The sequence below is a fragment of the Microcoleus sp. MON2_D5 genome, from assembly GCF_036701905.1.
GTDB lineage: Bacteria > Cyanobacteriota > Cyanobacteriia > Cyanobacteriales > Microcoleaceae > Microcoleus.
The window spans coordinates 1-10,739 of sequence record NZ_JAUBRM010000141.1 but is presented as its reverse complement, the minus strand read 5'-3'; the positions used below and the strand labels follow the sequence as shown (position 1 = coordinate 10,739).

The 10,739-nt window shown below is 46.9% G+C and carries 10 protein-coding genes, 1 tRNA gene and 1 pseudogene; 3 read left to right on the top strand and 9 right to left on the bottom strand.

Annotated features, from left to right (window positions below; all coding sequences use genetic code 11):
* Window positions 1–239: 239 nt before the first annotated feature.
* On the bottom strand, window positions 240–398 hold the full coding sequence (locus QUA47_RS28775; RefSeq protein WP_333433297.1) for a hypothetical protein: 159 nt from the start codon (window positions 396–398) through the stop codon (window positions 240–242).
* A gap of 19 nt (window positions 399–417) precedes the next feature.
* Window positions 418–789 carry a helix-turn-helix domain-containing protein gene (locus QUA47_RS28770; protein WP_333433296.1) on the bottom strand — a complete coding sequence of 124 codons (372 nt, stop codon included), beginning with the start codon at window positions 787–789 and terminating at the stop codon, window positions 418–420.
* A 64-nt stretch (window positions 790–853) separates the two neighbouring features.
* Between QUA47_RS28770 and QUA47_RS28765 the strand changes: the two genes are divergently transcribed.
* Window positions 854–1,168 (top strand): hypothetical protein, encoded by a 315-nt coding sequence (locus tag QUA47_RS28765; protein ID WP_333433295.1) that lies wholly within the window; start codon window positions 854–856, stop codon window positions 1,166–1,168.
* A gap of 153 nt (window positions 1,169–1,321) precedes the next feature.
* Here QUA47_RS28765 and QUA47_RS28760 read toward each other — a convergent pair whose 3' ends face one another.
* A complete protein-coding gene (locus tag QUA47_RS28760) occupies window positions 1,322–1,681 on the bottom strand; it encodes a CAAD domain-containing protein (RefSeq protein WP_333433298.1) in 360 nt (119 codons plus the stop codon).
* A gap of 477 nt (window positions 1,682–2,158) precedes the next feature.
* Window positions 2,159–3,601 (bottom strand): annotated as a pseudogene (gltX, locus tag QUA47_RS28755) (glutamate--tRNA ligase); the annotation flags it as partial.
* Between the two features lie 334 nt (window positions 3,602–3,935).
* Between gltX and QUA47_RS28750 the strand changes: the two are divergent.
* Complete coding sequence (locus QUA47_RS28750; protein ID WP_333433294.1) at window positions 3,936–4,484, top strand: DUF393 domain-containing protein; 549 nt, start codon at window positions 3,936–3,938, stop codon at window positions 4,482–4,484.
* A 365-nt stretch (window positions 4,485–4,849) separates the two neighbouring features.
* Here QUA47_RS28750 and QUA47_RS28745 read toward each other — a convergent pair whose 3' ends face one another.
* From QUA47_RS28745 to QUA47_RS28730, 4 genes are all read right to left on the bottom strand, one after another.
* Entirely contained in the window at window positions 4,850–5,512 is a 663-nt protein-coding gene (locus QUA47_RS28745; RefSeq protein ID WP_333433293.1) for a Uma2 family endonuclease, read from the bottom strand.
* A gap of 60 nt (window positions 5,513–5,572) precedes the next feature.
* A tRNA-Asp gene (locus QUA47_RS28740) sits at window positions 5,573–5,646 on the bottom strand.
* 56 nt (window positions 5,647–5,702) lie between these two features.
* On the bottom strand, window positions 5,703–6,830 hold the full coding sequence (locus tag QUA47_RS28735) for an esterase-like activity of phytase family protein (RefSeq protein ID WP_333433292.1): 1,128 nt from the start codon (window positions 6,828–6,830) through the stop codon (window positions 5,703–5,705).
* An 85-nt stretch (window positions 6,831–6,915) separates the two neighbouring features.
* The gene (locus QUA47_RS28730; RefSeq protein WP_333433291.1) at window positions 6,916–8,796 is read right to left on the bottom strand and encodes a TM0106 family RecB-like putative nuclease; all 1,881 of its coding nucleotides are present in this window, start codon (window positions 8,794–8,796) and stop codon (window positions 6,916–6,918) included.
* 95 nt (window positions 8,797–8,891) lie between these two features.
* Between QUA47_RS28730 and QUA47_RS28725 the strand changes: the two genes are divergently transcribed.
* Entirely contained in the window at window positions 8,892–10,262 is a 1,371-nt protein-coding gene (locus QUA47_RS28725) for an aminotransferase class V-fold PLP-dependent enzyme (protein ID WP_333433290.1), read from the top strand.
* A 17-nt stretch (window positions 10,263–10,279) separates the two neighbouring features.
* Here the strand turns inward: QUA47_RS28725 and QUA47_RS28720 are convergent, their stop codons facing one another.
* A complete protein-coding gene (locus tag QUA47_RS28720; RefSeq protein WP_333433289.1) occupies window positions 10,280–10,591 on the bottom strand; it encodes a DUF433 domain-containing protein in 312 nt (103 codons plus the stop codon).
* Window positions 10,592–10,739: the final 148 nt, after the last annotated feature.

Below are 10,739 nucleotides of genomic sequence, written 5' to 3'. Positions count from 1 at the left end.
ATATACTCTGATTTGAGCGCTATTCGACCTGAACTGCCAGGGACGGTCGTCGGATCATACCTCAATTCAGCAACGCCCAATTAAGCTTTGTGTGCCGTGACGAATGTACTCAAATTCCCTTCTTGCGACTTTGCCTGGTCGCATTGGCAAGTCTTTTTGTAAGCGCTCAGTCGCTTGAATACCTGTCATCTCATCAATGGATATTGTGCGTTCCCCCTGAAGATGACGCTCAATCGCACTCATGTATAAACCAGTAATATCTTCCACTTTTGCGTCAAATTCTGCGTCTTCAGGCGGGGGTTAACCAGTAGCGACAAGGCGTGGGGTTTAACTTCTGCTTCTTCTAGTAATCTTCCCACATGGCGGACAGATATGCTTTCAATAATGCCTTGTTTCATGATTTCATCTGCCAGTGTTCTAGATGTCCAGTGACTTATTGGCCTGCCGTAATCTTCTGGTGACGAACACAAAGAGTGCAAACAACTCGATTACTTGTTCCATACTAAATTTTACTGGTGCACCCACACGCTCTTGATCTTGTAATCTTTGCAAAATCGATAAGTCCTTGCCGTCGCTCTCCAGCCATCGATTTCGCCATAAACGAGCCATTTGCCTATTGATATCTAAACTTCGGGCAATTTCACGATGGTTTTGGCTATCAGATGCCATGAGAATTATTCTCGCTCGTAGGGCTATCTGTTGCGGCGTGTTGTGTCTGTCGCTCAACTGTTGGAGTTGAGTCCGCTCGTCATCGCTTAAATTTAATGTTTTAGGAGTTAACTTAGGCACACCGTGATTCCTTGATACGTTCGCCGAAACGGTTTTTAAGCCGACTATTTATTTTCCCACGAATATGGTCTGTTTATTTCCGCCGTGCTGTACTAGGAGCGATCGCGCCAACCAACTCCAACTCCGCAAGAGCGAATTAGCAGAGAAAAACCGAGGCGATCGACTAGAAAGCACAGTACAGGCGATCGGTGTCGGTTTAGCAGCCGGAGGAATTGCAGCATCCAGCGGCACAGACAAACTCTTCGAGACGCTGCAACAAAACCACGTCCCCGCACCTTTAATCCTGTGGCATCCGTTTCTATTTTCCTTTCTTTTGAGTTGCGCGATCGCCCTTGGATCGGCTGGGATCGTCTGGTGGCGCACTCGACCGAAGAATTAGCCATTAACGATTAGTCCGCTTGGAGTGGACTTCGTTTGTGTGCCCGTAAACTCAGCGATTTCAATCACCCATTCCTACAAAAAAATCCGACACCGACAACTCATAAAAAATTGTCAGTGTCGGGCACAAATTCAACAAATTACCAACAAAAGTTTAGGACTTTTTGCCGAAAATTTGTTCTTTCAAGGCTTTAATTTCTTCACCTAATTGTTGCCGGTTGGACGATCGCAGCAAATAGCGGTAGACAAACCACCCGGTGTATCCGATACCAATTAGCTCGAATGTGGGTGCTAGCAGGGGGATGTCGTTGAGTTCATCTATTATCCCCAAAAGCACTTTCAAAGAGATAATCGAGGCTACAATTACACCGATAACAGTCAGGGGACTTTTGTACTGCTCGTAAAAGCTGCCGATGTAAGCCGGAAACTCGGACAAAATTGAGATAATTTGTTCTTTGATCTGCTGGGTCTGACTTGGCGGTTCGTCGGTAATTATGACTTGTGTTGTACCCATCGAACTTTCTGCTTCATTTCCGGCAGGAATTTCGGTAATGATAACGGTTGTTTCTGGTTCGTTTGATGAAGTCATTTCTCCACTCGCAATAGTTTTTTGCTGGTTGGCGGCAGGTATTTCAACTGCTGCTGCGACTGTTTCAAGAGCCGGTATTTCGACTGCTGCAACCTCCCCGTCGGTTGGTTCAAGAGCCGACACTTCGCCTGTTTCTGAAGTCGGTATTTCGACTGCTGTAACTTCCACTGCTTGTTCGACAGTCGGCGTTTCGACTGTTTCGATCGCAACTTTTTCCACTTCTGAAACCTCTGCTGCTGATGGTTCAACAACCGGGGTTTCGACTGTTTCAAGAGTCGGTGTTTCGACTTTTAAAACCTCCACTGCTGACTGTTCTGTAGCAGAACTTTCGGCGACTGTTTCTGCGTGTGGTTGTTCTGGGGTAGGAGTTTCGTCCGCGACACCAGCAGCAGGCCCATTCAAGTTGCTAATGGCATCAAGCAAACGGGTTTTAGCCGTTCCTCGCTGGTGAAGGATTACCCAAGATTCTATCAGGTCGGGGCCGTGCATTGCACCTGTCAGAGCAGCTCTGAGCGATCGCATAATTAGCCCTTTGTTAAGATTTTTCTCTTTACTGAGCTTTTTAGTGATTTTCTGAGCTTCCGCTGATGTCAGGGAGGAATGACTTTCCATCGCTTCTACAACTGCTTGTAAAGCCTGTGCAGCCCCTTTTTGCTGCAACTGTGCGAGTGCTTCTTCTTCGTATTCCACCGTGGTGGAGAAGAATACCTTACACATATCCACAGCATCGGTTAAGCGAACGAGACTCGGGCCGATTAAAGCAGCTATTTGTTCGAGCCAGGCTCGGTCTGCCTGCAAGTCAAACTCATAACCGCCTTTCTGCCACCAATAAGGTATCAGCAAATCTGTCAATTGCGGCACTGGCATTTTGTGCAGGTATTGACTGTTTAGCCAATTGAGTTTATCCCAATCAAATTTTGCACCGGCTTTGTTGACTCGATAGAATGTAAATAATTCTGCTGCTTCCGACAGTGTAAATATTTCCTGCGTTGAATCCGGCGGCGTCCAGCCGAGCAAAGTCATGTAATTAACTAGAGCTTCGGGGACGTAACCCATATCTTTGAAGTCAGAAATCGAGGTTACGCCGTCGCGTTTAGAAAGCTTTTGCCCTTGGGAGTTTAAAATCAGCGGCGTGTGGGCAAATTCTGGGATTGTCGCGCCCAAAGCTTCGTAGAGCAATATTTGTTTCGGAGTATTGCCGATGTGATCTTCGCCGCGGATGACGTGGGTGATGCCCATGTCGATGTCATCGACAACTACTGCGAGGTTGTAGAGGGGTTGGCCGATGACGCCGCCGCTGGATGCCCTGGCAATTACCATGTCGCCGCCGAGGTCGCTACCTTTCCAGGTTACGGTGTCGCGCACCATGTCGTTCCAAGAAATTGTGCGATCGTCGTCGATGATAAACCGAATCACAGCTTGTCGCCCTTCGCCTTCAAAAGCTGCGCGCTCTTTGCTTGTCAAGTTGCGGTGCCGGTTGTCGTAGCGGGGGGCTTGTTTGTTGGCTTTTTGTGCTTCCCGCATTTCGTCGAGTTCTTCCGACGTGGTGTAGCAGCGGTAGGCGAGTCCATTGTCTAGAAGGGTTTGGACTGCTCGGCGGTATATTTCCAGACGTTGGGACTGAAAACTCGGGCCTTCGTCCCACTCCATACCCAGCCAGGTGAGTCCTTCGAGGATGTTATCGGTGTATTCGCTTTTAGAACGTTCTACGTCTGTGTCTTCTACCCGCAGGATGAATTTTCCGCCTTGGTTGCGGGCAAACAGCCAGTTAAATACGGCGGTTCTGGCGGTACCGATGTGTAGGTTTCCGGTGGGACTGGGGGCTAGACGGACTCTGACATTCATGTAGATTTTTGCTTTTAGATTGGGCGATTTACGGGTTGGGGGAATAGCTGATGTTTAAGACTTCAAATTTTATTATATTTTGTTGCCGACTTAAAATTTGTGCTTGGCAGGTGCTTTGCCTCGAATTGCTTGATAATACGCGATCCTCTTCGAGGGCTGTCCTTCGGATCGCGGAGCTAACGAGCGATCGGGCGAAAGTCTCCGGCAAGGCACTAGAAGGCACCTTGATGATATTAGCATTGCGGGCGGCCAAGACTGGATTCACCTTTGGGACTATTTTTCACACCACAAATAACTGCTTTAGGAGTACCCAAGGCGCACCTGATAACTATGGATGCTTGTAAAATGTTTGTGTGCGATCGACGACATTAAAATATATTTCCCTATGTCTGCTGCTAAAACTGAGTTTTCCGAATCTGTGGCGCTCTCACCCGAGTCTGTTGCGCCTGCTTGGCAGATTGAGTTGCTGTACGACGGTGAATGTCCTCTGTGCGTGCGGGAGGTTAATTTCTTGAAGAAACGCGACGCGGGGCGAGGTTTAGTGTCGTTTGTGGATATCGCGGATGATGGCTACAACCCGGAGGCCCACGGCGGAATCGACTACGAAACGGCGATGGGGCGGATTCACGCGGTGTTACCCGACGGTACGACAGTTAAAAATGTGGAGGTTTTTCGCCGCACCTACGAGATTTTAGGTATGGGCTGGGTTTATGCTGTGACTAAGTTACCCGCGATCGGGGCGATCGCCAATTGGCTGTACGGAATTTGGGCTGACTGGCGGCTGAAGCTGACGGGAAGGCCGGATTTAGCAACTATTATGAGCGATCGAACTCAGCGGATCGAGTGCGAAAGTCAAGGCCGCTGCCGACCCCACTCAAAATGAGTCATATTTAGTAAGTTCGATCTGCCTATCAGAAGATGTCAGCAGAAACAGACTGTAACTAACATTAAAAATGGACGACTATTAAAGGTCAAAAAAAATGCAAGATGCAGGCTATACAGTCTTCATGGGGTTCGGGGGTCTCTGGATACTTATGGGAATTGCCGCTGTGATTTTCCTGTTCAAATCGGACGGTCAAAAACTTAGGTTTGGCAAATGGGGGCTGCTAGTTGCTATTCCGATCCTCGTGCCCATCGTCCTGGTTCTGACATATCAGATCGCCCGACCCTTTATTTCCTCGCACCTTTGAGGGCTGCTGGGAGTCGATCGTCCGTGGGAGAAAGGAATTAGTTAAATTAAGTTAAATATTATTGCTGATTTTCGGGCGATCGCAACTCTTCCCTGACCCATACTCGCAAAGCGTCAATTATAGTCGTATCATCCTCCGTCTCGGCCATCTGCAAAAATTGATTGATTATTCCTGAAGAAACAATCGGAAAAGCGCCACTGTATTCACAGCTTTCATATTCTCCGTTCAGAAGTTGAAAAAATTGTACAGTCTCTCCGAGATATCTCCAAATTTCAGGAACTCCTAAGTTTTTGTAGATAGTCAAGCGATTAGTAGATGGACTGGTGAGATCGACTTCGATGATTAAATCTGGTGGCGGGTCGATGGATAAATTAATTTTTCGCCCACGAATGCGATCGACATTTTGGATATAAAAACAGGAATCGGGTTCTGCACCTTGTTTTAAATCTTCACGGTTGAGAGTCGTCGAACCAAATCCCTTGCGTTTCAATTTTAATTCGTCACTTAAAGTAGTCACAAACTGTTTCAACAAACAGTTAACTGTTTCATGCAAATCTGATGGCATGATAATTTCTAATACTTCTTGAAAATAGGAAAACCGCGAGGCTCTCTTGTCTCCGGCTTCTGCTAACAAGCTTTGGTAAGTCTGCCAACTGATATTAGATAATACCACCCGTTGTGTGGTTTTTTCTGGGGAGGAGTTAATGAGCGTAACGGTCATACTTCCCTCCCTTTTAATCTATAAAAATCTTCAACTTTTTATTTTGGACTTCCGAGAGAACGGGACAGACGGGGCTCGAACCCGCAACTTCCGCCGTGACAGGGCGGTGCTCTAACCAATTGAACTACTGTCCCTCGTTTTGCCGTTTTTTCAGGCACAATTTCTATTATGCCTATCACTTCACCTTTTGTCAAGAGGTTTTTTGAACTTTTATTTGGAAGCCCAAAATTTGAGTCTCTTGCAGGGGACTGAAGTTGTTGTCGCTCACCAAAATCAGACCTCTGCTAGCATCCGCCAGGGCGGGGCCAAATGTCAACCCCTCAATGTTGTCTAGGGGAATTTTCAGCGTTTCCAAATCCAGCAGCAGGCGTTTTTGAGCGGGAGAAACCTCGCTGAGACGGCTTTTGAGGCTTTCGAGTGCTTCAATACGATCGCCCTTTTCCAGAGAAATCTCAAAAATTCTGATAGTTGTGCCGGTTTCCAGGGAGAAAGCACGCTCTAAACTCAGCAAGCGGTTATCGTCGATCGCCAACAAATCCACTAAACCGTTGGTAGTTAATTTTCCCACAGGATTCGCACCAGCGGGTAGCGGTTCGGTGATGTAGAGAAACGATGCTTCTGGATTGCCGCTCACCGCATCGTAGCGCAAAATCCGGCACGGGCTCCCGGTTTCCAGGGAAGCTACGGCGCCATCTTGAACCAAGGCGTTTTCTGTGGCTGTAAATAGGTATTTGCGATCGGGCGTTAAAGTTAAACTTTCAAAAGCGAGATTGTTGCGGATGCCTTTACTGCCCTTGTCGTCGGCCAAAAATAGGTCAGGAATTGGCAGCGTTTTCAGCAGTTTACCATCGAGGGAGAACTCTTTGATAAAAGGATTTATTTGGCGATCGACATCTCCCTCAGAAGAAACAAACACGCTATTGCCAGTAAAAGCTATCCCTTCGGGATCTAAACTTAATTCAGGAAAACCTTTGCCGTTTTCATCTAATAAAGTAGTGACACCCGTAAAAGTAATTTGCTCTTTTTCCAGTTTACCAGATTGCAAGTTAATTTTGAGAGTATAGAAGCGCGCCGGAGCCTTGCTGCTGCGGTCATCAGAAATGGCATAATAAACTTGTTTCTCGGCATCATAAGTAATGCTCGATAGTCCGCCAATTTCCGTCCCCTGAAAAGGAGAACCTGTAGGAAATATTGCTCTGCCGATAAAATCTATTTTCGTAACAGCGAAAGATTTGGCTGACTGGTTTACCCAAATAGCAACAGTTGCTGCCATCAAAAAACAGACAATAAATATAGTTGCTTTTCCTAGCTTTCGCATTTTACCAATAAATACATTATTACCTATCTTCCTCTTCCCTTTCTTCCTTCGCGCCGCGACGAAAGCGGTTCATTAAATCAGAAAATCACGGCTCATGATTTAGCAAAAAATTGGTCAACCAATCTTTAACCACATAAGTAGCACGACAGTCGTCCTCATTGTAGCGGACGATCGCCTCCAAGAGCGATCGATCGCCAGTTTTGAGCCAATCGTCGTACCAGCAGACGCACTGAGCACCATTAGCCTTAGCATCTCGCCAGTCAAAACCCAGCCAGCGGGCAATTGGTTTGAGTGCGTAACTTTCCACCGGCATAATCGCTTTTTGCGTCACTTGTTTGTGAATATCTACAAACCTTTTCAGCACGGGTTTCCACAAATAAGCTGGAGTATTGTAAAGTTTAGCCAGTCGCTTAAAAGTCTTGACTTCGTAGTCGCAAAAGTGGAAAATCGGAGCAATAGGATAAGCCCACATTAATTCTAAGAATTGCTCCCAAATTGCACCTTCCTCTGCTGCTGATTCTGCTAAAAAACCGTGGAATTTTTCCGTATTGTTGCATCGATCAACAACTAAGACTCCGTGCAGGTAATCTAAGTTTAACTCGGGTTCGGCTTCAATGTCAAAGTAGAGTTCGATTGGGGCGATCGGCAAAAAGACAGATTGGGAATAGGGAATTGGTTTCTTGCGGAGAATTGGCGCAGGTATAGAAGATGTCGCAGGTTTATTTTCTCTAATTTTTACTTCCTCAACAGCGATGTTATTCAAGATATTGTCTCCAATATCTGGTACTATTGCAGATGAGTTAAGTTCTTCTGAATTCTCACTTCTACGTTCTTCTCGATCGTTAATGGGTGTATCCGTGTCAAAATCCGTGTCGTGCCTTCCTTCTTCCTTCTTCCCTCTTCCGACTTCCATCGGACTGACATCCGTTACATCCGTTACATCCGTTACAGAATCCGTTGCCGAACTTCCCTCTTCCTTCTTCCTTCTTCCTTCTTCCCGCAATAGCGGTTGATTTAGCAAGTGCGATTGAGCTTGCTGCACTACATCAAAGGCAACTCTGTCGGGGAATTCTGGATACTCAGAAAGCAGTTCGGAACTAGCATTAGCGAGAGCTTCTACATCAGTAATTCCGAGAGTTTTTAGTCTAGCATAGCGGCTGGCAGTAACTCCCGGCAATAACGAAAGATGTTTAATAGATTCGGCTTCGGCGTGACAGATAGTATACCAACCGCAAAGATTGCACTTTTGCCGGGAAATAAACACCTCTGGTTTATCCCGATTTTCTATCATCTGAATGCAGTTGTCTAAAATCTCGAACATCTCAGGAGTTCGCTGGTCTAGATTCACCGACCACAGCCCTTTTTTTCGCAGCATCAGCCACGCAGTCTCGGGTATTGTTTCCTGCAGGGAAGCTAAAACTTGGGCGTGAAAAGCTGCGATAATTTGATACTCTAGTTTTGGTCGCTTGCTAAGCCAAATATCCGCAGTAATATAACTCCAATCGCCAAATTTTGATTTTCCCGGCTGTTTGATTAATAAATGGGGGCGGCCGATCAGGGTAATGTTTGAAGAGTGAAGATTGGAGGATGAAAGATCAACGGGAGTTTCGGGGAGTTCGCCAAATTCGGGGAAATATTGACTGTCAATTCCTACCATAGAAGTTGTTGCGCCGTTGGTTTTGCCGAATTCGCCCTGGATCAGAACTCCTCGGTAAATGCGATCGACCCCTTGCTGCATTAAACTCAATGTAGCGGCCGCGCCGGCTTCCCAATCCCCTCTAGGATAATATGGTTGTTGGTAAGTCTCGTGTTCCAAAGCTTGCTGCTGGTATGCCGCGCTGTCGCGCATCAGTTTCAGCAGAAAGTCGCTGGGGGGATCTAGTTGTTTCCAGTCTCCGCAGGTGTCTAAAAATGCTCGGAGATGGCATCGCTGATAGGAAAGTAGCAGTTTGTCAGTTATTAACATTTAGTATTCGCAAGGCATAGAGTATCAGGCAAAAGGTATAAAATTCACAGCATTAGTTATTCAATATTAACGCTATCAATAATTCCCCAAAAAAAATGACAAAGGACAATCACCGGCAACAATTCCCAGCTTTGGCCAATAAAGCTTATTTTAACTACGGCGGACAAGGGCCGCTGCCTGAGCCTGCTTTAGAGGCGATTTATGAGGCTTACAAACGGGTACAGCTTGGAGGGCCGTTTTCGGGGGAGGTGGGGGCTTGGGTGGTTCAGGAGGCGATGCTGACGCGACGTGCGATCGCATCTGAGTTGGCTGTCCCTCCCGAAACCATCGCCCTGACTGAAGATGTCACCGTCGGCTGCAATATTGCGCTGTGGGGCATTGACTGGAAAGCAGGCGACCATTTGCTGCTTTCTGATTGCGAACACCCCGGCATTGTAGCTAGTGTAATGGAACTTCAGCGCCGTTTCAACATTGAGGTTTCGGTTTGTCCGTTGGCGGCTACTTTGAATGAAGGCGATCCGGTGGCGGTGATTGCTAATAGTTTGCAGCCAAATACTCGCTTGTTGGTTATCAGTCACATTTTGTGGAATACTGGCCAAGTTTTGCCTCTGGCTGAGATTGTGAAAGTGTGTCATGAACGCCCCCTAGCCCCCTCTTGCAAAGGGGGGGAACAAGAGGATTTTTCGCTGATTCAATCCGAGGGGGAAACAGATATAAAACCCCCCCTAACCCCCCCTTGCAAAGGGGGGGGACAAGAGGGTTTTTCGCTGGCTCAAGGGGATGGATCAGAGGATTTGTCCCTGATTCAAGGGGGTGGAGAAGAGGAATTGCCTGCCAAGAAGCACAAAGTTAGAGTGTTAGTTGATGCGGCTCAATCTGTGGGGGTTTTGCCTTTAAATTTGATTGAATCTGGGGTTGACTTTTATGCTTTTACTGGTCACAAATGGTGGTGTGGTCCGGAAGGTTTGGGGGGGCTTTATGTGAGTGCGGAAGCTTTGGCTGATTTGAATCCGGTGTTTATCGGTTGGCGGGGAATTGTGACGGATGCTAATGCTAAAGTCCTTGGGTGGAAGTCGGGTTCACAGCGCTATGAAATTGCGACTTCTGCTTATCCTTTGTATGCGGGTTTGCGGAGTGCGATCGCCCTGCAACATGAATGGGGTACGATCGAGGAAAGGTATGCAGAAATTTGCCGTTTGAGTAAGTATCTCTGGGAGCGTTTGTCGGAACTTCCCGATGTGGAATGTTTGCGGACTTCGGCACCGGAAGCTGGTTTAGTTTCGTTTCGATTGAGGAATAAGATGCCGCACAAGCAGCTAGTTGATTTGTTGGAGAAACAGGGGATTATGGTGCGGACAATTCTTTCTCCTGACTGTGTGCGGGCTTGTGTTCACTATTTTACAACTGAGGCGGAGATTGATAAGTTGGTTGGGGCGATCGCCATAGCGAAGTTTTCATTTGAGTAAAACTTTAGCATTGGCAGTTATTCATTTTCAGCAAGCCACAGCTCGATTTCTTCTGGGTTATGTTCGTAATAGTTCCCAACCGCTTGCAAATCTTGAAGGGTGAGTCCTGGATAATTATAGAGAAGTTCGGCTTCAGTTGCGCCCTGTTGTTGGTAGGCGATAATCGTCCAGACGGGAATGCGGGTATCGCGAATTCGCGCTGCACCGCCACAAATTCCTGGAGTTTTGTGAATGGGATTTTGAAGGGTTTGGACGAATTGCAGCGTTTGTGCTAGCAAGTCATCAGGCAGTGTTTCAATGGTTTGGAGAAGTTGTTCTTTGATGGTCATAATCGATATCCAGATGCAATAGCGGTTTAGACATTGGCAGCTTCGATAATTCGCTCAGCGGCAATAGAGGCATCGGGTGCATCTCACTTTTGCAAATATATGAAAAAAGCGCCAAAATGAAAAAGCTAGTAAAACTGTGAAAAAAGAT